Here is a 26,005-nt window from a genome sequence, read left to right as displayed (position 1 = left end):
AAGGATCAAGATTGTTTGTACCTATAACCTTTTCCCCATATTCAGCACCCAGCACTCAGCACTCAATAGTGAACGTATTCAGTACTGAACGTATTCAGTAGTTAACTTATAAAGTTACCGTGTGAGCATCCCTGATCCCTGGCACCTTCATAATCTCTGTTAAAACTCCCTCCGGTAAGGGGTCATCTAGACTAAGAACCATAACTGCGTCACCCCGCACAATTTTGCGACCCACCTGCATACTGGCAATATTGACATTAAAACTACCCAGCTGAGAGCCAATTTTACCAATAATTCCCGGCATATCCCGGTGTAGGGTAAACAACATATAGTGAGTGGGAGGAACATTAATCGGGAAGTCGTCGATACTGGTAATGTGGATTTCCCCATCATTTAACAGAGCACCCGTTACAGAATGTTTACCCATGGAACCGGTGGCTGATAGATGTATTGACCCAGAATAGTCTCGCATCGAAGCATCCCTGGTTTCAATTACCCGAATGCCCCGCTCTTTTGCCTCAATGGATGCATTCACATAGTTTACCCGCTCTCGCAGTGCCTGGGAAAGTAAGCCTTTGAGGGCAGCCACCACTAAGGGCTGGCTTTCGTTGGTAGCTAACTCTCCCTGTAATCGGACATCAAGTAATTCAATGCGTCCCCCCGCCAGTTGAGCAACTAGCTTACCCAGAGTTTCTGCCAACTCCATGTATGGTCTGAGTTTTTCAATCACATTGGGTGACAATCCGGGAATATTAACTGCTGAACGGGCAGGTAACCCTAAGAGGACATCCCGAATTTGTTCGGCTACATCAACAGCAACATTAACTTGGGCTTCTGCGGTAGATGCCCCTAGGTGGGGGGTCAGAATGATTTCTTTCCCCAATTCACGCAAGGGGGATTCTCCTAGTGGTTCTGATTCATAAACATCCAATGCTGCACCAGCAATTTTACCCTCTTTTAGTGCCTTAGCCAGAGCTTCTTCATCAATAATGCCTCCTCTGGCACAGTTGATAATTCGGGCAGTTGGCTTCATCTTAGCAATGGCTTCGTCATTAATCAGATGAGCAGTTTCTGGAGTTTTCGGGATATGGAGTGTGATGTAATCAGACTCCTGCAACAGCAAATCCATCTCGACTAAACGACAGCCTAGTTGTTCAGCCCGTTCTACCGAAATGAAGGGGTCATAGCCGAGCAACTTCATTCCCATTGCTCGGGCGACAGTTGCTACATGGGAGCCAATTTTACCCAAGCCAACTACACCAAGGGTTTTTTTGTAAACTTCTGTGCCAATAAAAAGCTTACGCTGCCACTTATTGCTTTTAACTGACTGATTGGCATCGGAGATATGGCGAGATAGGGATAGCATCATCGCCAGGGCATGTTCGGCTGCAGCTATAGTATTTCCTTCCGGAGAGTTAACCACTACAATTCCATTACGAGTTGCTGCTGGGATATCGACGTTATCAACCCCAACACCAGCACGACCGATGATCTTGAGTTGCTTGCCCGCCTCAATTACCTCTTGGGTAACGCGGGTGCCAGAGCGAATCATCAGAGCATCATAGTCTGGGATAATTGTCAATAGTTCTTCCGGTGATAGATTCGGATTGAAATCAACCTCAGCAACTTGGGAAAGGATATCAATGCCAGCTTGATCAATTGAGTCAGAAACAAGAACCTTAGACATGACCAGAAGATAGGTTAATGGGCTATACACACGGTGCTGGAGCTATGCCATGAGAAACTCAGATCAACCCCAAGAGTACTATTTGATGAACCATCATCCAATAGCACTTAACTACAACCAAATGTAGTTGAACAGGTCTATTTGTTCACATTCAGTAGCTTTGACCGCAGTATGCTATCTTAACTGCAAAGGTATCCCTCGATAGCTACTGATCTAAAAGATTTTAAGTTTCCCTCATCTTTCATGGAAAATTTATTAAAACTCTAACCGTGGAAAACCCCTGTGCTGGACGCAGGGAATCAAAACGAGCTCAAGGCATGTGACAGAAGAGTTCAAGTAAACTTTAAATGTAGATAATCAGCACAAGTGGCGATGAAATATGTGATTGCTGTATTCCCCAACCGCATTAAGGCAGAAGAAGCTTATACTGCTTTGGAAAAAGAAGAATTACCTATGGATCGAGTAAGTATCTTGGGTAGAGGATATAAAAGTGCTGATGAGTTTGGATTCATTGACCCCAAACAACAGGGAATCAAGGGAGCCCGACAAATGGCATATTGGTTGATTCCCTTTGGATTTGCAGCGGGTTATCTGTTCAATGTGCTAACTGAAATAAAACTGTTTGGCTACTCTAGTGAAATTGGTAACCATCTCCTGGGAGGGGTATTTGGTGCGATCGCAGCAGCAATGGGTAGCGTTTTTGTTGGAGGTGGGGTTAGTTTGAGTGTTGGTAGTGGTGATGCACTGCCTTATCGGAACCGTCTGAATCAGGGAAAATACTTAATTGTTGTTCAGGGATCCGAGAGTTTGACAGAGCTAGGCAATAAAATTCTGCGTCAGTTTCAGCCAGAGACTATTCAACGGTATGAGTTCCTCTAGAATATTTAAGGGTTGCGCAATTATTTTGGTAGTAAAAATACCAAAGGCGCAAAGAGGGCAAAGTAAGTAGCCTCAATGTAAATAAAAATAAAAAAAATTGAAGAAAGATAACTTTTATCATTAGTAATGGATAATAGATGGTAAACGAAACTAATTACCTATTACAAAGAATCAACGATGCTGAAAGCCCCGTGTCTTTAGACCGGGTCAGAAGTTACCGCAAAAATAAGGCAGCCTTTATGGTTGGTCGGCTATGGGTAAAAGGGTTAAAAATTTATGATTAAGGCTGCCTTATTTTAAGGTTTCGTCTCCGGGATGAAAGCGAGATGGTGGCTTTAGCCGCCGTGAAAAATATTCAGAGACCGGAATCTTGTAGAATAAAATAAAGCAGTTAAAGGTCGATACTGATGATCATTCTGGAGTTCAAGGCATACGGCAAAAAACCTCAATATTTTGCTATTGATGAGGCTATTAGGACAGCCCGTTTTATCCGAAACAGTTGTCTCAGATATTGGATGGACAACAAGGGCGTCAATAAATACGATCTGTCGAAATACAGCAAAGTTTTAGCCCATCAGTTCCCGTTTGCTAATGAATTGAACTCTACCGCTCGTCAGGCCAGTTCTGAACGGGCATGGTCATCAATTTCTCGATTCTTTGACAATTGCAAAAAAAAGGTACCTGAAAAAAAAGGTTTCCCAAAGTTCCAAAAGCGTGGCAGATCGGTTGAATACAAACAGTCTGGCTGGAAATTGTCCCCAGATAAAAAGTCGATCGTGTTCAGGGACAAGAAGGGAATTGGGAAGCTCAAACTCAAGGGTAATTGGGACTTGTGGTGCTTTGACTTGAAGCAAATTAAGCGGGTTCGGATAGTTCGACGAGCTGATGGCTACTATGTCCAGTTCTGTGTTTCAGTTGACATAACGGAAGCACTGGAGCCAACTGGAACAGCCATCGGGTTAGATGTCGGGCTGAAGGATTTCTACACGGATTCCGTTGGAAAAACTGAACCTAACCCCCGGTTTTATCGGATTGGTGAAAAGCGCTTAAAGTTTTATCAGCGTCGGGTATCTCGAAAAAAGAAAGGCTCATCCAACCGCAAGAAAGCTGTTAATAAACTAGGTAGGACACACCTTAGAATAAGTCGGCAACGTGAAGAACACGCCAAGAGACTGGCACGTTGCGTAATCCAATCTAACGATTTGGTTGCCTACGAAGATCTAAGGGTTAGGAATTTGGTAAAAAATCATTGTCTGGCCAAGTCTATTAATGATGCGGGTTGGTATCAGTTTAGGAAATGGTTGGAGCATTTTGGAACTAAGTTTGGCAGGGTCACTGTTGCAGTCAACCCGGCCTACACTAGCCAGAACTGCTCTGAGTGTGGTGAGGTTGTAAAAAAGTCTCTATCAACTAGGACTCACACCTGCAAATGCGGTTGTCAATTAGACCGCGACCACAACGCTGCCATCAATATCCTCAAGAGAGCCTTGGGTACGGTGGGGCACACCGGAACCTGGATCCTAGATCCGAACGTTTTGGGAGATTTGGCCTCTACTTTTCCTGGTTCCGACCTGGTTAAGCAAGTCGAGTCTGCGAACAAAGAATCCCCGCGTCTAAAGACCGGGGAGTGTCAATAAATCCTGATTACAAATTGAGGAACTAATTATTTAGACCATTATCTAAAATCAAAAGTATTTAAAAATTGATTAGGAATGTTACCTAGAGAAGAACTTTTAAAAAGTGTAGAGAATCGAGAAGATGTGGCTCGTGTGATTGACCAAGCTGATCAAGCAATTAAGACTTGGGAGGTGGTATTGACTGATTTTCTATCACCGCCAGTTTTGGTAGAGGTTGCTCAGCAGTTTGAACGGTTGACAGAGGTGCAATTGCTGAATTGGGGGGGATATCCTCAGGCAGAACGACAACGGTTAGGGATCGCCCGTGAGGAATTGCCTCTGGATAAATCTCAGGTAGAAGTGGTGGGTTTGGATATTGCTGGGAATTTTTTGTTTGATACGGCAACTCACCGGGATTTCTTGGGAGCAATTCTAGGAACTGGATTGGTGCGAGAGAAGATTGGGGACATTATTGTCTTGGGAGAGCGAGGTGCTCAGGTAATTGTGGTACCAGAGTTGGTAGAGTTTCTGGAACTGAATTTAAATCAGGTGCGTTCGGTACCTGTCAAAACTCAACGGATTGATTTGAGTGAACTCAAGATTAGGGAACCGAAAAAGAAACTCAGAACAACAACAGAAGCTTCCATGCGTCTAGATGCGATCGCATCAGCTGGGTTTGGTATGTCCCGCAGCAAGATGGTGGATTTGATTACCACTGGGGATGTGCGAGTTAACTGGAAAGAGGTCAAACAATCTAGCTATACAGTCAAATCTGGAGATTTGATTGCCATTCGTGGTAAAGGACGCTTGGAGGTTGGAGATGTATCTATTACTAAAAAACAACGATATCGGGTTGAATTAACGCGATACATCTGAAACAAGGTGGGGCTTCAACTTTCGCTGTGTTCAATCTCCTGTCTATAAGATAAATTGAGAAAGGTAGACATAAAAAGCCTATAGGTTGTCAGCACCCCATACCCTGACTGGGACTAAAGACCCCGACTGGTTTTCCTTTCCCCGTCGCCTATAGCTGGGGTTTCCAAAATACCTAGCATTTGTGATGAAAATTTATTAATGATTATTACGACTTCCGTGCTGCAAAGCTTACTGCAAGCTATACCTATACTGCGGTCACAGGTGTACTTCAAGTCTTCTTTGACCGCACTTTCCCATGCCATGGAAGATCAAGTATTAGCTGGCTCAGAGCAGCCGTTGGTCATTGCTAGCTTCCAGCGAGAGCGTTTCTACCGTCAGGAAGCTCATCGATATCGACGCATTGCTCAACAGACCCCCCAAGTTTATGTACTAGCAGCACCGGAAACAGAATTTAAGAGTAGTTCAGAGTATCACGAAACCGTGGCATTTGAACCCAACGATACCCTCTCTCAAGAATGGCATTTGGTAGTTATTGGGCAAACCTACACAAACTGTTTGATTTGTCAAGAACGACCCTCACCAATACTAGAGGTTACCAATGGGGAAATGGACTCATCCCGACGTTTTGAAGGCATCTGGACATTTGACCGGACGGTGAGTCAAAAAGCAGCTGAGATATTACTCAATCGCATTCAAAGTTACCGACCTGAACTAGCCGCTAAGATTGAACAGGCCAAATCTCAGTATTTAGAGGATTCATCAGTAGTTAGTGCTCAATTAACCCAAAACTCTACCAGTAATCTATCTCTTCTTGACCAAGCTCAAAGTTCCGCCAATTCTGACCCTTTTGTCCAGCGCTTGGTGACTTACCTACAGGCAGGTCAGTATAAATTGCTCAAAGCCTATCGCTCCATTGCTGCTCAGGGCAAGAAAGAATCTCTGATCAATTCTATTTCCAACGCCATTAGGCGATCCCTTGACCCCAATGCGATTCTTGAAGTCGCTGTGCAAGAGTTGGGTAAAGCCCTTGAAGCATCACGGTGTTTGATTTATCGCTGTAAAGCAACAGATACCACTACTATCATCAATCATGAGTTTTTAAAGCCCCCTAGTAAGGGGGATCAACCATTAGTGCCCACACTAGGAAAAATATGGCCATTGCAAGACAATTGCCTATTCCAAGAGGTTGTGCAGAGTGGAGAACCGATTTATGTAGAAGACACCCAGACGGATCCTCGGATTAACGCTAGTAATTCCACAAATAAAACTGGTAATCCAGGATCAAAAACCTTGCACAACCTAGTCCAAGAGTTTGCCATTCGCTCCTGGCTGAAGGTCCCACTGCTGTATCAGGGTCAGTTATTGGGAATGTTAGATATACATCATTGTGGGTCACAACCTTATCAATGGGAAAAGGATGAGTTAGCCTTAGTGGATGCGATCGCCACTCAAGTCGGTGTAGCTCTGATTCAAGCCGAATCCTACGCCAACCTAGAAGATTTGAATCAGCAGCTAGAAGCTCTTGACCGCACCCGTAGCAATTTAGTGGCGATTACAGGTCATGAACTGCGCACTCCCCTCTCCACAATTCAAGTATGTCTTGAGAGTCTAGCTAGTGAGCCAGATATGTCCCTAGAATTGCGTCAGGTGATGCTCAATACTGCCCTCGCTGACGCCGAACGAATGCGGAAACTGATTCAAGACTTCCTGACTCTTTCCCGCTTAGAAAGTGGTCGTGTCGAATGGCACCCAGAATCCCTCTCCCTAAGAGAGTGCATCGACCTTGCCCTGAGTAATGTTTGCGCTCGCCGTTCTGAAGATGAACGACCTAGTTTATCGGTTCAAGTTCCAGAGAACCTTCCATTAGTCAAAGCCGACGGGGAGTGGCTAGTTGAAACTATAGCTAGACTTCTCGATAATGCTTGCAAATTTACCAGCCCACAAGGAGAAGTAAAAATAAGTATCCAAACACTCGATGATTCCATGATAGTAGTTATTATCGAAGATTCTGGACGTGGTATTGAACCCAATCGGCTGGAAGCTGTCTTTGACCGCTTCTATCAAGAAGAAGGTGCTCTGCGGCGAACTACTGGGGGAACAGGGCTAGGTTTAGCAATTTGTCGCCAAATTGTCAAAGGCTGGGGCGGGAAAATTTGGGCAAATTCAGCTGGCAAAGACCAAGGTTCTCAGTTTTATTTTACTGTTCCTATTATCCAAACTCCAAAATCAAAGCACTCAAAAGCTCGGCGTAAACGTTAGGGGATTCGAGATAATGAAGACCAACTTACTAAGACCAGCTTACTAAGGGGACAATCGTTTAATCACCCAATCCCCATCCTCACCACGATTGTACAGCAACCGATCGTGGAGCCGACTGGGACGTCCCTGCCAAAACTCAATTTCTGATGGAATTACCCGAAACCCTCCCCAGTGGGGTGGACGAGGTACCTCTTTATTTTCATAGTCCTGCTCCAGTTGCTGTAACCGTTGCTCCAACACCTCACGATTAGGGATGACTTGGCTTTGATCTGACACCCAAGCCCCCAACTGAGAACCCTTGGGACGGCTGTTAAAATAATCATCAGACTCAGCGGCTGTTAGCTTCTCCACTCGCCCCTCAATCCGTATCTGTCTTTCTAACTCAGCCCACCAAAACGTGATGGCAGCCCAAGGATTCTCGATTAACTGCTGCCCTTTGTTACTTTGATAATTAGTGTAAAAGACAAACCCCCGCTGATCGTAGCCTTTCAGCAGTACCATCCGGGCGGAAGGTTTGCCATCGGGTGTTGCTGTCGCTATAGTCATGGCATTCGGTTCTGGCAACTCGGCAGCCACTGCCTGGTCAAACCAAATTTTGAATTGCTCGAAAGGATTTGGGTGGACATCCGTTTCACTCAAACCCTTCAATGTGTATTCCTTACGGAAATCAGCTACTCTAGTATTCATGTTTCTTGCCTTACAATTGACCAGTTGTGGTGGGATCTCCTACACTTTCGATGGAAGCAAGTGTAGGCTTGAAGGGAACTCCAACTGCTGCTATACTGCACACAGTCATAACCTGAGCTAATCCAAGCTCCCCCCAGCCCGCCAAAATAGCGGGGGGAGAAGAGATAAAAAGTTCAGTTGATGACCGTGCCAAGTAGATGTCCTTGACCTGTGCGCGTTGGGACACCTGTGCACGTTCCAGTAATCGGCAATTTAAAAAAGCCGATTTTTCGTGTTATCTGTTGTAGAAGTACGAAGCAACTGCAACGGTTTTGGATTAAGCTGATGCGACAGATTAATTTTTTGCTGATTTTCGCTCTATGTCTGGCACTAGTCTTATTTGGCTTGGAAAATACCCAATCTGTTTCCATTAGGATTATTGATGGTATCCAGGTTAAGGCTCCCTTGGCGATTGCCCTGATTCTATCCATGTGGCTTGGAGCAGTTATAGCCTGGTTATTCAGCTTGTGGACGCGATTTCTCAATTTTCTCGGAACTCGTAAGATGGTTGGGCAGATACACTCGAAGGATGAACAGATTAGACAATTAGAGGACGACATTCAACAATTCAAAATTGAGATTGAACAGAAACAGTTGCTTTTATCAGCATCTGACCCAATGGCAGATAATCCACTATTAGACTAATATTAGTATCGCTATTGGGGATTGGGAAAATGTCAAGGAACTGAATCTCCCCTATACCCTATAGGATTCAATACCTGAGCAATATAAGTCTAACAAAAATGTTGTTTACTCTTGTAAGTCCCCTGTTATAGTTTGCCATAACTACAGACAAAAAGTTCTTACAGGCAACCTTGAGATCAGGATCAAAGAGTTAATTATAGAAGCTTGCCCGAACATGGACTAATAAATTATAGATATGGAAGTAATTCAAGTCCATGTAGATATTTCTATCGAAGTTAACCCTAAGTTTGGAGTTTGTAAAGCAGTCAAACATTAAAGGTATGTCTTCTATATATCTCAGAAAATAATTCCCGCAACTTCGCTCTAGACTGCCTAGGCTTGTAACTAAAAGTATTAGCGTTTGTACAGTTTGCGGTGAGTCTATCGAAGTTATTAAGTTGTTCTATTTTAGGAGTTAAGTTTACTCCCCATAGAAGAATCTAAGGGCTACTAATTTACCCCTAAAAATCGCCAATTTATGGTGTCTATTCAGATAAATCCTGTTTGCTTCAGAGGTTGTATTAAAGGTCTCTACAAGAGTTCAAATTTAAGATGTAAAAGTTACGCTTTCTTATTTTCGTTCTCCTATTTGTCCTCCCTCCAAATCATACAATACCGATGCTACCGGATTTGATATCACCCCTTACAGGACTTCCGGAGTAACTCTACCTGTAGGTTCACTAAGCGTACTTCTAGGTTATAGGGTTTGGTTCCCAGTTTTGTGTAAGTCCTGCCGTCAGTTAATTGACCAACACTATCAAACAAGACATGGCTATATATCTTTAGTCAATTGAGTTGATCCTATAGATGACTACAACACCTGCTACCGAAGCGATCGCTATTCTCATTGATGTGGCACAGCGGGGAGAAATTGACCCATGGGATGTTCAGGTAATTGATGTCATTGACCGCTATCTAAGTACACTAGCATTAGAGAGTGATCCAGAACTCGGATACCGTGACACGGACTTGTCTCAGTCTGGGCAAGCCTTTCTATGGGCATCCATGCTAGTTCTACTAAAAGCCGATACCTTGGAACGTTTAGAAGAACCCGAGGAATTGGAGGAACCTGAAGAACTGGATGGCTCCGAGCAAATTGATGGCAGGGGAGATAGAGGTTTGCCTCGCAATCTAGAACGTCATCTACGCCGTCGCTCTGCTGCCCGACCCCCTAAAAGACGCCCAGTAACCCTGCCAGAGCTAATTCAACAGTTGCAAGAGATGGCAGTCCAACTGGGTGAAAACCCCTTACCTTCCCCTAAAAAAGGGACTCGCTCTACTGCCCGTAGTCAGGCAGCTCGTATTGCCCATCTAGCTCATGATGAAAACCTGACCGAGATTGCCACACGGCTGGAGGAATTTCTATCCCGCTACTGGTATGAGCTAGCGGCAGACAACGATTGGCTGAATTTAAATCAGTTGTTAGAGTGGTGGACGTTATCCCCATCATCAGTTGCATCAACTTCCCTTGGTTCTTCTTACCAGGAGGACAAACTCAGAACAGCCAAGATGTCGGGAAAAGCTGACACAGAAACAGCGATCGCTCCTATTGAATCACTAATAGGGGACAGAGTTAGTGTTTTCTGGGGACTGCTATTGTTATCTGCTCAGTCTAAGGTTGAGTTATGCCAAGAAGAATTCTACCAAGATATAAAAATCCGTAAATTGGAGTAATGAACCCCACGCTTAAAAGGGGGAATTGTAACATCAACTAGCCTTGTCAGGAAACCAGTAATTCTCAGCTGGGGTCACTCAAAGCATCACTCAAAGCATAGGTTACAGAAAATTCCAGCTTGTTTGCCCCTGTGTAATAGCGGTGGGTATGAAAAAGAGTTAGGGATTTTAGTCCCTCGTGCTAATCGTGGGTGAGAGTTCAAGGACTAGTTAGAATCGTACTCAATTGCCCACATCAACCTCTATGGATTTAGTTTAAGGAGAAAAGATACATGAAAGCCATGATTCTGGCAGCTGGCAAGGGAACTCGCGTTCGCCCTATCACTTACACTATTCCCAAGCCATTGATTCCCATCCTGCAAAAACCAGTAATGGAGTTTTTACTAGAACTATTACGACAACATGGCTTCAACCAAGTTGTGGTCAACGTCTCTCACTTGGCTAACGAAATTGAAAGCTATTTCCGAGATGGGCAGCGTTTTGGCGTTGATATTGCTTATTCCTTTGAAGGTCGGATTGTTGATGGTCAACTGGTTGGAGAAGCCCTCGGCTCAGCTGGTGGCATGCGCAAGATCCAGGACTTTTATCCCTTCTTTGATGATACATTTGTGGTGCTCTGTGGTGATGCCCTAATTGACCTGGACTTGACAGCAGCACTTAAATTCCATAAAGAAAAAGGAGCAATTGCTACCCTAGTGGCAAAACCTGTACCACGAGAACAGGTTTCTAGCTACGGTGTCGTAGTTACAGATGAAACTGGTCGAATCAAAGCTTTCCAAGAAAAACCCTCCGTGGAGGAAGCCCTCAGTACCAATATCAATACAGGAATTTACATTTTTGAGCCAGAAATCTTTAACTATATCCCCTCTGGTCAGGAATATGATATTGGCGGCGAACTGTTTCCCAAACTTGTGGAAACGGGGGCTCCTTTCTATGCGGTGCCAATGGATTTCCAGTGGGTTGATATTGGTAAAGTGCCAGATTACTGGCGAGCTGTTCGAGGTGTGCTGCTTGGAGAAATCAACAATGTACCGATTCCCGGCAAAGAAGTCGCTCCCGGAATCTATACTGGCTTAAATGTCGCAGTCAATTGGGACAAAGTAGATATCAAAGGTCCGGTTTACATTGGTGCTATGACCCACATCGAAGATGGGGCAAAGATTATCGGACCAACTATGATTGGTCCCAATTGCTGGATCTGTAGCGGAGCAACGGTTGAGAATAGCGTAATTTTTGAATACTCTCGCCTTGGAGCCGGAGTGCGTCTAGTGGATAAGCTAGTGTTTGGACGCTATTGTGTTGATAAGACTGGTGCAGCTATTGATGTTCAGGCGGCAGCCCTAGATTGGCTGATTACTGATACCCGCCAGAGTTTGCCTGTGACTGAACCAGCAGAACGACAAGCGATTGAGGAAATCCTGAGCAGCAAGATTTAATAGGTTCAGGTAAGTCCTCGTCCTTATAGAAGGCGGGGATTTACCCAGCTCAATAGCTTTAAAGAAATTTTCCAATTCAGGATCACCGCAAGACGATCACGGCTATTTGGTAGTTGCTACTTTGAAATATTGAGTATAATATAAAAAACAGATAACTGCAAGGGGCCTTAATGGTTTCGACGTGTTGGTGAAAGCTGACCCGTGATTCAGGTCGAGAGTGAGTCTTCTCTCGCAAATACCGGACTCAAAAAAATTGTAACTGCGAACAACATCGTTCCTTTTGCTCGTAAGGCTGCACCTGCTGTTGCCTAAACACCTATAAACAGGTTCGAGCGTCTGTAGTTTGACTCCGTTAACGACTACAGACTTAACCCCAACGGATGCTCTAGTAAGCTGTCTTTGGTCGGTTTGCTAGCTAAGACTTCACCAAAGCATCCTGTCATCCGGGATAATGGATGATCCCCGCTCCGAGGGTTAAAGGGGCTATGCCTGTGAATGAGCGATAAGTAAATAACCAGGGCGGACACGGGTTCAATTCCCGTAGGCTCCATTAAAAATTGACACTCCCCGGTCTAAAGACGCGGGGATTCTTGGCCGCAGGCCACGCTTCGCGAACGCTCAACGACCCGACTTGCTGTTCCTGGCCGGAACCAAGAACAGTAGAGGCCAAATCTCCCGAAGCGTTTACTGGGTCTAAGACCCAGGTTCCGGTGTGCCCCACCGTACCCAAGGCTCTTTTTAGTATGTTGTTCGCGGCGTTGTGGTCACGGTCTAATTTGCAACCACATTTACAGACGTGAGTCCTTGTCGATAGTGACTTCTTGACCACCTCGCCGCATTCAGAACAATTCTGGCGCTTTTTAGGCAGGATTTACCGCTACAGTGATCCGGCCAAACTTAGCGCCAAAGTGCTCTAACCACTTCCTAAATTGATACCAACCTGCATCATTAATAGACTTAGCGAGACAGTGGTTTTTGACTAAATTTTTAACTCTTAGGTCTTCATAGGCGACCAAGTCGTTAGACCGGATTACGCAGCGCGCAATTCTCTTTGCGTGCTCTTGACGTTGCCTACTTATTCTAAGATGCTGTCTACCTAATTTATTAATGGCTTTCCTACGGTTGGATGTTCGCGTAGCGTGGCCTACGGCCTTGCCTTTCTTTTTCCGGGAAACCCGGCGCTGATAAAACTTCAATCGCTTCTCCCCAGTCCTATAGAACCGAGGATTAGGTTCAGAATTTCCGTCAGAATCAGTGTAAAACTCTTTTAGTCCTACATCTAAGCCGACAGTACTTTTAGATGGTTCTAGTTCCTCAATCACATCAACTGAGATGCAGAACTGAACATAGTAGCCATCAGCTCTTTTGACTATCCGAACTCGCTTGATTTGTTTTTTATCAAAACGCCACAAGTCCCAAGTACCCTTGAGTTTAAGTTTTCCAATTTCTTTTTTGTCACTAAAGGTGATTGACTTCTTGTCAGGGGATAGTTTCCACCCTGACTGTTTATATTCAACCGACCTGCAATATTTTTGAAATTTAGGAAAACCTTTCTTTCCAGGTAATTTTTTCTTGCAGTTGTCAAAGAATCGCACAACAGATGACCATGCCCTCTCAGCACTGGACTGGCGAGCTGTAGAGTTCAGTTCATTAGCAAAAGGGAATTTTTTGGCAAGGACCGCACTATATTTATTGAGATCAAACTTATTGACCCCTTTGTTATCCATCCAGTACCTGAGACAACTGTTGCGAATAAATCTAACTGTCCTAATAGCTTCATCAATAGCAGAGTATTGATGTTTTCTTCCTTTTGCTTTGAACTCTAAAACAATCATCAGTTTCGACCTCGCTCCGACCATTTTAGTCTAGCGATGTTAGACTAAAATGGCAACTATTGTATCAATCTTCTTTCTAGGCGGCTAAAGCCGCTATTCGCTTTCATCCTCGGTCTAAAGACGCGAGGTAAAGAGCGTTTCGATCCTTTATAAATATTAGCATCTTCAATCTCCTTGGGGACTCCCGTTATAGTCAAAGACAAGTGCGGGACACGGGGAGTGTCAACGAAGAGTAAGCGAGGCTATTTGGCGCGCGCCAGTAACGATTTATGTTATTCGAAATCTCTCGCTATATTTGCGTGATTTAATATTTGCGTGATTTAGTGACGAGAGTAGTCAAAAATATCACCGATTCAGATTGATTTCCTGAATTGCTCCCCTGAATTGATCCAAGGACATCAATCTCAGTTTTTACAGTATTGATTTTTAGTTTATTAGGAACCATGGAAGTTGTTATTATTGAACGTGATTATAGTTAACTCTAATCATCAATCAATACTTCCACTTCTCTATTAATTTATCTTTTGATAGCAGCTCTCAAAAAGGTTCGTGAAGTCTTATTTTACTGATCAAAATAATAGCAGTTACTATCCTGTCACTAATTAATTAATCTGTTATCGATGCGTGTTTATTAGCTGAAGCTAACCCCACCTCAATCAAACATTGTAGATAGGGTTAGCTTAAGCATTCTGTTCAACCTGGATTTAGTACTATCGGGTTAACAACTTATAACGTGATCTTAATAAGCACCATGCCTATTAAAGATTACCATAATAGTTTTCACAATCAGCTTCAGGTCGTAAGCGATAGACCACTTATGTTGGTAATCCAAGTCCATAAGAACGATATCTTCAAAGTCAGTCACCTTTGAACGACCATTGGCTTGCCATTCACCGGTGATTCCAGGTTTAACTCTTAAACGCTTGTAGTGATGGCGGTTGTAGCTCATGACTTCATCAACGGTAGGAGGACGAGTTCCGACTAGGCTCATCTCTCCCTTGAAAACGTTCCAGAATTGGGGAAATTCATCAAGACTGGTGCGGCGTAGAAACCCTCCGATCCCACTGATACGGGGATCATTTTCATTTTTGAATATATGACCTTTAGCTTGGTTTTCTACTAAGTGCTTGAGTTTGTCTGCACCCACGATCATTGAGCGGAATTTCCAGATTCGGAAGGGTTTTCCATTCAGACCACAACGGATCTGACTATAAAATAATGGACCGGGATCGACTATCGACATAGCGATCGCAATGGGAATTGCGATGCTCACGGTAATTAATAATCCAACTAAAGCTCCAATAATATCAATTAATCGCTTGATATTATTGTTGGCAGACTGATGAACCTCTTGCTGAAATAAACAACTGGGTATTCTGTTATCCCAAATTGGTGAATCAATCGAGGTATAAGCAGAAGACTTGGAGATAATCACGGCTTTCTATTAGTTATCTAAATTTGATTAAACGACGGAATAATTGCTTTAAATCCCCAGGCTGATAGAACAGTTATGCTCAATAGAGCTAACTTGCTTAGGTAGTTTTTAGCCAAACTTTATGGAAGAGTCTCCTGCCATTTGTTAAAAGATTTGGTAGACACCCACGAACCCTAAAGTCTTTGTTGTAAACTAAATAGTCTATTAACCAGACCGCTGAAAACTTTAAAAGTTCCCGATAAAGTAGATTTTTTTTTAAAAAGTAACTTATATATAGGTAGATGACCTAGTCATTTTTATTGACCGCCTTATTAAGAATTTTTAATCGAAGCCTCTGCTCATAGTATTTTGATTTTTCAAAAAAAGAGTAGTATATTTTGTATCATTTCATTGAACTTTCACATTTTATCGGCGAATTCGTGAAGGAATTGTGAATTGGGGTTGAATTAATTGACTTCCAGTCTGAATTTTGGTAATAATAGTTAACTATTATTAATCAACAAATGACGGGCAATGATTAGAGGTAAAGATAATCCAATGGATGTTAAGTTGCTAGGTAGATATCCCTCAAGACTACCTCTGATACCAAATCCAAGTTAAAAACCTCCTTTATCATCAAGTCACGGGGCTAAGCCTTAGGTGAAAGGCAGGTAAACGCAAGCTGATGTAGTCGCAACTTCCCTCTCGAGTGAACTAAAAGGAGGCACTAAAAGCGGATTTAAGATCACAGATAAGTAAACACGGCTATAGCTTAGCCATGTTGCCAGCTTGGCAGCAATTTTCAAAAATTTACCGAAAACACAACGGACGCGCTTCATCCGAGTCTCGTAACAGCATCCCACGGATTACGAAGGGCTTACTCCCTGCTGCGCGAACATATCGATTCTGTAATTAAAGAAACTTGCATCGTCACAAGCCACTATTTTCTTTGCTCAAAGCTCTTGAATATTCCGAGCCACCCCACGTCCCCGCCCCAACCCATATCCCAAAAACCCCACAGCTTCTGAAACGCTCAAGCTACTTGTCACCCATTCAGGTAATCAACACCCATCTGTTCACACAAATCTGTCAAGGCATTAATAGTAGCAATGACTTCTGAATGCTCAAGGGAGTCATTGCTCACAGATGTCTTCTGGGACTCTGGTGTAGGATCACCTAAGTGCGATTGGCCTACGGCCAATCGCAATGGTGTATTTTCTTCAGACAATCCTATCCCCCAGGATTGAGGCAATTCTCCTGTTGACCAATCCATTGGTGGTTCCTGCTTCAAATCTGATCCCTCAGAGACCGACTCAGTCATAGTCACAGAGTTTTTGGGCAATAAGGTTTCCGGATGTAATTGAAAGCTATCCTTATCCTCAAGTTGAACCTGTACATCTGTTGGTTGTTGTGACGATACATCTGTTGGTTGTTGTGACGAAGGCCATACGCTTGAAGCTTCTCGTCCTAACTGCTGAGCTAGACGATTCACAAAGGCAGCAAACAACATTTCTCCCTGCATGCCTAAGCTGTGCATTTTTTCAAGTTCCTGAGATAAAGACTCTTGGTAACCTTGAAGATCTCTGTGTAGGGTCTCAAAAATCAACCGCTGGTTAACATCTATATTTTGTATAAGTTGATCAGATTGTTTTTGAAGCTGCTGTAGTTGCTCAATGACCTGTTGTCTTTCGACTACAGCAACAATCTCGTCCTGATTTGAAGGCAATCGGTTGATTGAGTCGTCACTAGTGGGATTCTTTTTTAAGTGAGCTTCCCAATTCGCTAAAATTTGAGATAGCTTTTGCGTAAAGCTTTCGACAAGGCGGTTGATTAGCCCTTGTGAGAAGTAGTCTGAAGCAAACTGCACATTTGCAGTTTGTTGTTTGGTATAGTAATCCAGCTGCTGCTTGGTACTCTCCAAATGCTGAATTTCTCGTACTAGAGACTCCCGCTGTTGCTGTAGAGCCTCCAACTCTACCTGCAATGGTTTCGTCAAATCGGTACGTACAAGATTCATTTCTTGAGTAACTGCTTGCAGGATTTGCTGCACTCCCTCCTGAACAGATGTGGTTACTCCCGTTTGAGATGGGGTGACTGTAGTACTTGTCTTGTCCGATTCTACCCCTAGCTTTTGCTGTTGGGAAACTAGGTAGCTACGAACTTTCCGCAAAACCTGGTGTGCAGCCGCTAGGTCACCAGACTTGAACCATGGTAGAGGAAAGTCAGGCTTATGGAGGATGTGGTCAATATCAGCAATCAGAGATTGAATGTCGGTTTGAGCAGTCACTTTGAAACCCTTGACGAGAACAAATTGAGTCATACAGGAGTGAGAGTCAGCCCCCTGTCTCTAATGTTAAATTGCCACAGTCACCAAACTATTACAAATTGTTCATCATGGAGCATAATAACTGTACTTACCCGATGTGATTATTGCCAACCCTTCTACCAGAATTAACCTACCTCAGCTTACTGCAAGTAGTGTAAGAATCTTGGTTTGTCAAGGCAATTTTACTCATATCAGTCATTGTCGTTGGTCTACCAAAGGTGGTGAGGTTAAGCAGATCTGTTTCATTGGCTTCTTTTAGTTGACACAGGCACACTCCCTGACTCACGTGATTTGACAGCGGATCATCTATCTATTCAAGGTGTTTACGAAGCGCTCATGATCCCATGGAAGACCGATACAATTCATCTGAAGTTAACTCTAATGTTCATAATTCGATGGCTAGCACTCCTTTTTTTGCTGGCTTACCAGATCCTAGTGTCGAAAAAGCCATTGCTAATATGGTTACCCGTCGCCATCCAGCAAATCGAGTGATTTTGCTGGAGAATGACTGGGGGGGGTCTGTCTATTTCATCTTAGATGGTTGGGCAAAGATTCGCACCTATAACCTTGATGGGAAGGAGGTGACACTGAATATTCTTGGGAAAGGAGAAATCTTTGGTGAAATGGCAGCGTTAGAGGAAGTACCTCGTTCAACAGATGTGATTACCTTGACCCCTACAACTATTGGTAGTATACCCGCTCAGGATTTTACTGAGTTAATTCATACGGAACCTTTGGCTGGTGTCCACTTAGCTCAGTTGATGGCAAAGCGTTTGCGTCAGGTTAACCGACGCCTACGCTTGCGGGAGTCAGATAGTACCTCACGAGTGGCAGACACGTTGTTGTTTCTAGCTGAAGGACAAGGCAAATTGAAACAAAGAGGAACGGAGATTCCTAACTTACCTCATCGAGAGATAAGTAGCCTGAGTGGATTGGCGCGGGAGACGGTCACACGAGTCCTGACAAAGCTGGAGAAGAAAGGCTTGATCATGCGGGATCACGATACCCTTTTTATCTGTGATCTGCCTGCTCTGGAAAAGATGATTATCTAGTTTTGAGATATAAGGTATCTCCAAATGAGGAGAAATTTGAGATGGGCTAAGATGCAAGGGTACTTTAACAGTATCTCTTCTGTTATCATTTGTCCCTTTCCTCAAGAGGTTACTAAATTTGCATGAGTGATTCTTTTGATGATAGTCAAGCGGCTTCACAAGATCTCTTTGCCCAATCTAAAAACAAACCCACAAAATCAACAACGGAATTCCCTAAGAGCAATGCTGATGTAACTGAGATGGGGGATCAATTAACTGGGGAGCCAAATCACCCACTAGAAAATAGAGAACCTAGAGCAGTCTACAAACAATCCACTTCTGCTCACTCCCCTAGCCTGAGCAATGGTCTAAACCCTAGACCTAAGACACCTATAACCATGGTAGAAACAGCGTTTCTGGCCAGTACCGCCAGCTTGATTTGGCTGATTAATTATTACTTTCCTCTCGGACCAATACTCAAAATGTTTTTCCCAGTGCCGATTGCTTTAGTTTACCTAAGGAGGGGCAGTAGGGCATCCTGGATGGCAGCACTGGTTTCGGGGTTGTTACTATCAGTGCTTATGGGAGTAACTCGCAGTATTATCTTTTTGGTTCCTTATGGTCTGATGGGGGTGCAACTGGGAGCTTTTTGGAAACGTCGAGCTAGCTGGCTGCTTTCTATTAGCATGGGTACGCTAATTGGTACAATAGGCTTCTTTTTTCGGTTTTGGTTGTTCTCAATTCTATTGGGAGAAGACCTCTGGGTTTACGTAATGACCCAGGTGACAGGATTATTGGATTGGTGGTTTCTCAAGCTGGGCTTGCTATTTCAGCCCAGTCTATTTCTAGTTCAAACCCTGGCTATAGTAATGATTATTATCAATAATGCCATTTATTTATTCGTGGTGCATATTGTAGCTTTACTCATGCTTGATCGATTAGGAAACCCGATTCCTAGACCACCAAACTGGGTAAAAGTTTTGCTGGATTACGATTGAGCTATTAGCCATTGGTCACTTGTAATTGATAAGAGGCTGTTTGTTATACTTTGAACGGTCAGCTTACGCGCTACTTGAAGGCTATGCTTTTTTGCGCAAATAGTTATCAGCTCTGAGCCCTTGGAGCTTAGAGCTTAAGCTTTATCGATTACCTTTATCCCAGCTTATGCCCGTGTAAATTATGGCAATCGTTATTTTATTTGATTGAAATTTATGGAATTATATTGCTAACTAATGTGTGTGAAAATGTGTGTTAAAAAATAGTCCTATTAACGAGTTAAGTATTTACTTACTTTATTTGCTAATTTGACAAAACGATTGTTTAACTTGAACCAAAGTTTACTTTTACATTTCACCATAATTCATCTTTAGTATAGCATTTGTTTATATTTATTTTTCTATATCAGATAAAAACAAAACACTAAGAATTAAGGACTAATGATCCGAGTTTATACCCAGCAGGTAAAGGGAAAACGGTGGTTACAACAGTATCAGGGATGCTCACCGGTATTTGCTTGTATTTTAGGATTCACTGCTACTGGGCTGATTCCAGGCATTTCTGCGGCTGGTGCTACCCCAGATGATCGTCAGTATACTGCGATCGCTGATGCTGAGTTTTTGGTCAATGGAGTTACTCGCCAACCTCAATATCCCCTTCCTCCTCTAACTGTGGGAGTATCCCCTGTCTTGATTTCCCGTGCTGTAGTTGAGGCATTTAACCTACCCATTTATATTTTCAATGCTGGTTTACCTCACCCTCCGACAGTACCAGCCATTGACTTAGCAGGAATACCAGCTAAGTGCCTAACTTCTGGCAATGCCTTGCCCCTGGAAATAGTGAAACGGCTATTTCAGCAAGGTTTACAGTGGGGAGAAAAGCTAGCAAGTGTGGTTGGTGATAGCTATTTGATTATCAGTGAGTGTGTGGTTGGGGGAACTACCACCGCACTTAGCCTCCTCACTGCTTTGGGGATTGATGCCGCTGGTAAGGTTAACAGTAGTCATCCCCAGTGCAATCATGATCAAAAGTGGGAGGTAGTGAAGCTGGGGTTACAACGAGCTGGGTTAGGGGGTAGCGAACCTAGGAAGAAAACTTCACCGTCTCACCCCCACCACCCCGCACCTATATACTCCCTCACCCCTTCACCACTTGATCACTTAAAGCTAGTGGCAGCAGTGGGAGATCCGATGCAAATTGCAGCAGCAGGTATGGCAATGGCAGCTAGTCGTCGCTGTGGCGTTTTACTCGCTGGTGGTACCCAAATGCTAGCGGTTTATACCTTAGCACAGGCATTGGCAGAGTCGGGTTTAGCCTACCCCAGTATTATTGAGGGTAATTCCCTAGCATGGCAACCAGCACAAGTAGTTGTGGGAACAACTCGCTGGGTGGCAGAAGACTCGACTGGTGACACAGTTGGATTAGCAAAAGATATTGGGAGTGTACCCCTTTTGGCAACACAATTGAGTTTTAGCCAGTCTCGTTATTCTCAGCTACATGCATATGAGCAAGGATATGTCAAGGAAGGTGTGGGTGCTGGAGGATGTGCGATCGCAGCCCACCTTTATAAGGGCTGGAACTCGGCTGAATTACTTCAAGCCATTGAAAACGTAGTGGAGCAATATCGTCTTTCTCTGAGGTGATTGTTGTTGAAGCCAGTGAAAAAACACTTTACAGTCTGACCAAGTTAGTTAAAAAATCACAGAGGTGCTGATTTGTTTTCACTATTAACCTTCAACCCTTAGACTAATTTGGAGAAGACTGCCAATTAGGAATGAATTCGCTGTGCTAGGAGTTGTTCTTCTAAGGCAGCAATCCGATTGTAGGCTGCTGTAAGTTGGGCAGTTAAGCGTTGAACTTGAATATCGGCAGAGATATTATTGTTACTATTGCTAGAGAAACTACCTAGCCCAGAGTTACTATCAATCAGCACATCTTTATGTTGGGTTAGTAGGTTAATGGAACTTTGACTTTCCTTGACCTGGGGTATGGGTTGCCCACTTGGATCAGCTTGCTGAGTTTCCTGTCTTGAACTATTTTTGAGTTCAGAAAGGCCTTCTGAAAGCTTCAAACTGAGTTTTTCGATGGCTTCGCACAGAGTATCCACTCTATGACTTAGAGCCATGATTTGATTTTGATATTCATCCATAGGATTTTAAACTGCCATAACTTAGTTCTTTTTTCATCCTAGTCACTGAACGATCAAAATCCGATGAATTGCTGATTTATTTAACTATTGTCAAAAATCAGCTCTAAACTCCTTAGAGTCTGTTTTCCAGAGTGATTTTTTCAAAAATGCCAGATAGCCGCTGTATATCTTAATATTTACCCTGATTAATTCAGCTTTAATTAATAATTGTCTTTTATACCAAGTTCTGCACTACAATAATTAATTATCACAATCGGTTTTTTCGGAGTTAATTCCTTGGCAATAGTAACTTTTAATACATAACATACTGATAACTTTCCTCATGTAATTACCTTCTCCAACTTCTATAGAGATGGTAAACTAATAGCAGTTGACAAGATAAGCAATAAGTTTATTAACCCCTATATATAAATATTTATATACCCCCATCACTTTATCTTACAAAAGCCCTTGCCTTAGTCCTTGACTTGGATTAGTTTTGTTAACGATACTATGAGTAGTTGTTAATTGATTAGATTGACTAGATCTAGCAGATGACTGTTGGTCTAAGAAGTCACAAAAGTTAGTTAATTGGTAATAGCTATGGTAATTGCTATTGAGCCAATGTAAATTAAGGTCAAAGAGTTGGTAACTAGAGGAAATTCAGAAATACTTATGAAGCGACGCTCCTTGATACTAGGTGCTAGTACCATAGCCCTTAGTCAGTTAGCATCTGGTTGTACTGGACAACAAGCCTCTTTAAAGGTAAGGCTGTTGCAAAATTCAATCCCAGTTCAGCTGTTGGGTGAATTTCGTAAGACCTTAACACTACGGGCTAAGCTAAATTTTGACCCGGAGAAACAACTATCTGCTTTATTCCAACTCCTGACAACCTTGAAAGAGCAAGGCAAACCCAACAATAATCAAGGTCGCTCCCTCCTAGATTTGATCCGGATTAGGTCTAGGAAATCGATAAGTCCTGATTTAGTTACCTTAGGAGATTATTGGCTAAAGTCAGCCATTGATGAGGAATTGATCCAACCTTTGAACATACAAACGTTGCCAGGATGGAAACAACTGCCGCCAGAGTACCAGAAACTCGTCACACGTGACCAAACTGGTCAGCTAGACAATTCAGGAAAAGTTTGGGGTGCTCCTTATCGTTGGGGTGCTACTGTCATTGCCTATCGCCGTGACAAGTTCAAAGCCTTAGGGTGGACTCCCACTGATTGGAGTGACTTATGGCGTGAGTCTTTACGCGATCGCATTTCTGTATTAGACCACCACCGAGAAGTGATTGGTTTAACCTTGAAAAACCTAGGCTTATCCTATAATCAACAGGATTTAAATCAAGTCAAAGACTTGAAACCAGCACTTCAACAACTGGCTAAACAGGTTAAATTCTACAGTTCGGATCACTACCTAAAACCTCTAGTTTTGGGGGATACCTGGGTCGCAGTCGGTTGGTCTACGGATATCCTGGCACTAAGAACACGCGATCGCCAAATTGAGGCAGTGGTGCCTCAGTCAGGAACAGCCCTGTGGTCAGATGTATGGGTAAAACCGGTATCAGTTAGCTCTGCTTCTGAGTCCTCAGAAAGTAACTCTGAGTCGGATTTAAGCAAAAAGTGGATTGAATTTTGCTGGGATAGCAAATCAGCCAAGGAAATTTCTCTACTGACTAATGCTGCTTCCCCGATTCTGGTTAATATGCCTCGGGAGAGGCTGCCACAAGAGATCCAAACCTTACCTCTACTGCTGCCAGAAGCAGCAATTCTCAACAAGTGTGAATTTCTCCATCCCTTACCAGAGTCTACAGAAAAGCAGTATGAATCCTTGTGGAAAGAAATGCGAAGTACGTGAAAATTCCCTGTTCTAGTTTTGTGATAACTGGCAAAAGGCCGAGACTTTGCCAGCTAAAGGGACTTGGCCAGGTATACATACTTCCACCTGGCACATGGAATTACCATCACAGGTATAAGCTCCTAAAGGCTTTCCTCGCTGGTTAAATACTCTGGTATTGTAGTCATAATCCCTGGCAACGTTTCCCATTTTGTTAATAAAAGCATACCTACCTAGATAGTTAAGCAGACTCCAGAGTTGGCGATTCACTACCAAATCTACCCGGCCTTTACTCGGATAAGCTAACCAATTATCCAGTAGCTTACCGCCAAACTGTTCATCAGCCCACCAGAAACTTGGAGTAGTGAGCTTAGTTTGAGAGATAGTATCAGCAGTAATCACAGACCCATCAGTAGGAAGATTATTTGGTTGCAGTAAATTCAAATTCACAGCTTCTGTGTCTGGTTGCACTTTTACAGTCTTTTGAGCTAAAACTGGTTTAGGCTTCCACCCAACCAGAAAACAGCTCTCTAGAAACACAACGCACAAGACACAAGCCACAACAGACAAGGGATGTATTTTACTAACGGTGTTTCTTTTATCCATCAACCAACCTTAAATAATTAAGAATGTAGAATTAAGAATTTAGAATTAAGAATGCCCGAATTCTACATTCTGCATTCTGCATTCTGCATTCTGACAGACAACCTACCCTAAAGCGAATACGGCGCGAACAACCAACTCACCTTATCCCCACAAACGACGCCTAGGAGAACCATTAAGACGCTGGTGGGTATCAGAGAGTAAGGAAGGAATATCCAGTTGTTCGGGGCAACGGGGAAGACAGTCACCACAATGGGTACAACGGTTTCCCTTGACCCCCCTAAACCAATGACCAGCATTTTCAAACATTTGATAGCGATATTGACCAAACTCGGTCATGTCGTAAGCCAAAGCAAGATTGCGCAGCCGCAAGACTTCTGGAATGTTAATGGTTTCTGGGCAAGGTAGACAAGCGTAGCATTGACTACAGCGGTCAGTTCCTAGAGCATTGTTCAAGTGGGTTTCCAAACGAGAGAATGCTGCCACTTCCATTGGGCTCAAAGACTCGTCTCGGTTCGCCACACTTAAAGGCAGGGTCACCTCATCTGGGTTAGCCGGTCCAATACTAAGGGTGGTAATGCGACGATCGCTTAATAAAAATCGATAGTTCAGTTCCAGTGGCGAGAAGGGATGGCACAGTTTCTCTAACTTTGGTGGTGGGGTGTAGAGTTTGCCTCCTTTATCAGCAGGAGATATGATGAAGATACCCATATCCTTGTGATCAGCCAATTGAATCGCCGCAGCATTGCGTTGAAAGAAGTAATAGTAATGCAGGTTGATGAATTCAAAAAAATCTGTTTGAATTGCCCCTAGAATCACTTCTATTGAACCGTGGGTTGAGAAACCAACGTGGCTTATACGTCCCTGGGCTACGGCTTTTTGGACAGCTGCCATACAGCCACTGTCAGACTTTACCCAGGACAGATGCTCTTCAGTGTTAATCCCATGAATTGCTAAACAATCGACATACTCAAGCTGTAGACGTTCTAAGGAATCATTAATCCACTGACTCATCAAATCAGCATCGGGGGTTGGTTGAATCTTGGTGGTGATATATAGCTGGTCTCGTGGTACTGACAATCCAGCTTTCAGGATGTTACCAAGGTACTCTTCACTCTTGCCGTAACCCCTGGCAGTTTCCAGGTGGTTAATTCCTTGATCGATTGCCTGTTGCACCGTCTTCTGAGCATTTGACTCAGATGCTAAGCAACGCATGGTGCCGCAAGAAAATACTGAAAGCTGGAGATTAGTTTTACCAAACCGCCGATAATACATGTTCCCCAACTGCTGGAATAATCAAAGTCTTTGCTTAAAACCTTAGTTGCCCGAAAAACAGTTGCGCAAAAAGCTCAGTTGATAGCCATCGATTGTCTTGGGGTATAGCTTCGGGTATAGCTTCGGGTATAGTTTGGGTCATAGTTTGGGATATATCCATTTATCCCAACGCTCACTTGGGGTAGAGCATCTGGATTAGAGAATCTGGAAAACTCTCACCAATGGCTAAATGGTAAGGCTTTCAGAAACATCTCCATAATTTTTTGACAGAGCAATTAATATATTTTTGCTGTTAAATCCCGTTTAATCCCAATATTTTGGCTTTAGCTACCACGACTATATCCTCCACGGTGAAGAAAATCTTCTGGGCGGATATTAGATACAAATTCCCGAAAAGCTCGACGCTCCTCTTCATCCTTATCTTGGTCTACAGGTATCGAAGCATCAGCAATAACTTCTTCCATCACCCAAATCGGACTGCCAGTGCGTAGGGCGATAGAGATGGCATCACTTGGTCGAGCATCAATTTCTTTCTTTGTCTCACCCTGACTAACACAGAGGCTGGCATAGAATGTGTTATCTTGGAGAGAGTGTATGATAACACGATCCAGGGTTATGCTCCACTTCTCTAGATAATTGGCCATTAGGTCATGGGTGAGGGGACGTGGTGACGTTTGAGATCGGGAGAGAACACGTCTGCATTCCAGTCACGAAGGAA

The 26,005-nt window shown here is 43.4% G+C and carries 20 protein-coding genes, 1 other RNA gene and 3 pseudogenes; 14 read left to right on the top strand and 10 right to left on the bottom strand.

Annotation, left to right across the window (positions count from 1 at the left end; all coding sequences use genetic code 11):
• Positions 1-106: 106 nt before the first annotated feature.
• The gene (gene serA / locus F6K52_RS06640; protein ID WP_293075594.1) at positions 107-1,687 is read right to left on the bottom strand and encodes a phosphoglycerate dehydrogenase; all 1,581 of its coding nucleotides are present in this window, start codon (positions 1,685-1,687) and stop codon (positions 107-109) included.
• Between the two features lie 372 nt (positions 1,688-2,059).
• Between serA and F6K52_RS06635 the strand changes: the two genes are divergently transcribed.
• The 5 genes from F6K52_RS06635 (at position 2,060) to F6K52_RS06615 (ending at position 7,317) form a co-directional block, all read left to right on the top strand.
• Positions 2,060-2,566, top strand: a complete 507-nt coding sequence (locus F6K52_RS06635; RefSeq protein WP_293075592.1) for a hypothetical protein — start codon at positions 2,060-2,062, stop codon at positions 2,564-2,566.
• A gap of 137 nt (positions 2,567-2,703) precedes the next feature.
• Complete coding sequence (locus tag F6K52_RS06630) at positions 2,704-2,850, top strand: hypothetical protein (RefSeq protein WP_293075590.1); 147 nt, start codon at positions 2,704-2,706, stop codon at positions 2,848-2,850.
• 123 nt (positions 2,851-2,973) lie between these two features.
• The gene (locus F6K52_RS06625) at positions 2,974-4,203 is read left to right on the top strand and encodes a transposase (protein ID WP_293075587.1); all 1,230 of its coding nucleotides are present in this window, start codon (positions 2,974-2,976) and stop codon (positions 4,201-4,203) included.
• Positions 4,204-4,278: 75 nt separating this feature from the next.
• Complete coding sequence (locus tag F6K52_RS06620; protein WP_293075585.1) at positions 4,279-5,058, top strand: photosystem II S4 domain protein; 780 nt, start codon at positions 4,279-4,281, stop codon at positions 5,056-5,058.
• Positions 5,059-5,256: 198 nt separating this feature from the next.
• The gene (locus F6K52_RS06615; RefSeq protein WP_293075583.1) at positions 5,257-7,317 is read left to right on the top strand and encodes a DICT sensory domain-containing protein; all 2,061 of its coding nucleotides are present in this window, start codon (positions 5,257-5,259) and stop codon (positions 7,315-7,317) included.
• 42 nt (positions 7,318-7,359) lie between these two features.
• Here the strand turns inward: F6K52_RS06615 and pdxH are convergent, their stop codons facing one another.
• Together pdxH and F6K52_RS06605 are read right to left on the bottom strand one after the other, a co-directional pair.
• The gene (gene pdxH / locus F6K52_RS06610) at positions 7,360-8,004 is read right to left on the bottom strand and encodes a pyridoxamine 5'-phosphate oxidase (protein WP_293075581.1); all 645 of its coding nucleotides are present in this window, start codon (positions 8,002-8,004) and stop codon (positions 7,360-7,362) included.
• Positions 8,005-8,014: 10 nt separating this feature from the next.
• Entirely contained in the window at positions 8,015-8,230 is a 216-nt protein-coding gene (locus tag F6K52_RS06605) for a hypothetical protein (RefSeq protein WP_293075579.1), read from the bottom strand.
• Positions 8,231-8,328: 98 nt separating this feature from the next.
• Between F6K52_RS06605 and F6K52_RS06600 the strand changes: the two genes are divergently transcribed.
• From F6K52_RS06600 to ssrA, 5 genes and pseudogenes are all read left to right on the top strand, one after another.
• The gene (locus tag F6K52_RS06600) at positions 8,329-8,688 is read left to right on the top strand and encodes a LapA family protein (protein ID WP_293075577.1); all 360 of its coding nucleotides are present in this window, start codon (positions 8,329-8,331) and stop codon (positions 8,686-8,688) included.
• Between the two features lie 70 nt (positions 8,689-8,758).
• A pseudogene (tnpA, locus tag F6K52_RS06595) lies at positions 8,759-9,146 on the top strand (IS200/IS605 family transposase).
• A 388-nt stretch (positions 9,147-9,534) separates the two neighbouring features.
• Complete coding sequence (locus F6K52_RS06590; RefSeq protein WP_293075575.1) at positions 9,535-10,401, top strand: segregation/condensation protein A; 867 nt, start codon at positions 9,535-9,537, stop codon at positions 10,399-10,401.
• Positions 10,402-10,673: 272 nt separating this feature from the next.
• The gene (locus F6K52_RS06585; RefSeq protein ID WP_293075573.1) at positions 10,674-11,837 is read left to right on the top strand and encodes an NDP-sugar synthase; all 1,164 of its coding nucleotides are present in this window, start codon (positions 10,674-10,676) and stop codon (positions 11,835-11,837) included.
• A 161-nt stretch (positions 11,838-11,998) separates the two neighbouring features.
• Positions 11,999-12,390: a transfer-messenger RNA gene (gene ssrA / locus F6K52_RS06580) on the top strand.
• Here the strand turns inward: ssrA and F6K52_RS06575 are convergent.
• The 3 genes and pseudogenes from F6K52_RS06575 to F6K52_RS06565 form a co-directional block, all read right to left on the bottom strand.
• Positions 12,388-13,672 (bottom strand): annotated as a pseudogene (locus F6K52_RS06575) (transposase). The gene ssrA and the pseudogene F6K52_RS06575 sit on opposite strands and share 3 nt — an antisense overlap.
• Before the next feature lie 739 nt (positions 13,673-14,411).
• Positions 14,412-15,047, bottom strand: coding sequence for a sugar transferase (locus F6K52_RS06570; RefSeq protein WP_293075618.1), 636 nt, complete (start codon positions 15,045-15,047; stop codon positions 14,412-14,414).
• 1,084 nt (positions 15,048-16,131) lie between these two features.
• Positions 16,132-17,373, bottom strand: coding sequence for a hypothetical protein (locus tag F6K52_RS06565; RefSeq protein ID WP_293075571.1), 1,242 nt, complete (start codon positions 17,371-17,373; stop codon positions 16,132-16,134).
• A 383-nt stretch (positions 17,374-17,756) separates the two neighbouring features.
• On the opposite strand from F6K52_RS06565, the gene F6K52_RS06560 reads away from it, so the two are divergent.
• The 3 genes from F6K52_RS06560 to cobT all read left to right on the top strand — a co-directional run bounded on the left by F6K52_RS06560 (position 17,757) and on the right by cobT (position 21,082).
• The gene (locus F6K52_RS06560; protein ID WP_293075569.1) at positions 17,757-18,464 is read left to right on the top strand and encodes a Crp/Fnr family transcriptional regulator; all 708 of its coding nucleotides are present in this window, start codon (positions 17,757-17,759) and stop codon (positions 18,462-18,464) included.
• 122 nt (positions 18,465-18,586) lie between these two features.
• Complete coding sequence (locus F6K52_RS06555) at positions 18,587-19,441, top strand: DUF2232 domain-containing protein (protein WP_293075566.1); 855 nt, start codon at positions 18,587-18,589, stop codon at positions 19,439-19,441.
• Positions 19,442-19,879: 438 nt separating this feature from the next.
• A complete protein-coding gene (gene cobT, locus F6K52_RS06550; RefSeq protein ID WP_293075564.1) occupies positions 19,880-21,082 on the top strand; it encodes a nicotinate mononucleotide-dependent phosphoribosyltransferase CobT in 1,203 nt (400 codons plus the stop codon).
• Positions 21,083-21,207: 125 nt separating this feature from the next.
• Here cobT and F6K52_RS06545 read toward each other — a convergent pair whose 3' ends face one another.
• Positions 21,208-21,588, bottom strand: a complete 381-nt coding sequence (locus F6K52_RS06545) for a hypothetical protein (RefSeq protein ID WP_293075562.1) — start codon at positions 21,586-21,588, stop codon at positions 21,208-21,210.
• A 654-nt stretch (positions 21,589-22,242) separates the two neighbouring features.
• Here F6K52_RS06545 and F6K52_RS06540 point away from each other — a divergent pair.
• Complete coding sequence (locus F6K52_RS06540) at positions 22,243-23,430, top strand: extracellular solute-binding protein (RefSeq protein WP_293075560.1); 1,188 nt, start codon at positions 22,243-22,245, stop codon at positions 23,428-23,430.
• Positions 23,431-23,442: 12 nt separating this feature from the next.
• Here F6K52_RS06540 and F6K52_RS06535 read toward each other — a convergent pair whose 3' ends face one another.
• From F6K52_RS06535 to F6K52_RS06525, 3 genes and pseudogenes are all read right to left on the bottom strand, one after another.
• Positions 23,443-24,015: a hypothetical protein gene (locus tag F6K52_RS06535; protein ID WP_293075558.1), complete on the bottom strand. Its 573-nt coding sequence runs from the start codon at positions 24,013-24,015 to the stop codon at positions 23,443-23,445.
• Positions 24,016-24,156: 141 nt separating this feature from the next.
• On the bottom strand, positions 24,157-25,287 hold the full coding sequence (locus tag F6K52_RS06530; RefSeq protein ID WP_293075556.1) for an aldo/keto reductase: 1,131 nt from the start codon (positions 25,285-25,287) through the stop codon (positions 24,157-24,159).
• Between the two features lie 323 nt (positions 25,288-25,610).
• Positions 25,611-25,967: pseudogene (locus F6K52_RS06525) on the bottom strand (bifunctional nuclease family protein); the annotation flags it as partial.
• Positions 25,968-26,005 lie beyond the last annotated feature (38 nt).

It is taken from the genome of Moorena sp. SIO3H5 (genome assembly GCF_010692395.1).
Taxonomy (GTDB): domain Bacteria; phylum Cyanobacteriota; class Cyanobacteriia; order Cyanobacteriales; family Coleofasciculaceae; genus Moorena.
The sequence above is the reverse complement of the archived record's forward strand: the minus strand, read 5'-3'. Positions and strand labels throughout refer to the sequence as shown.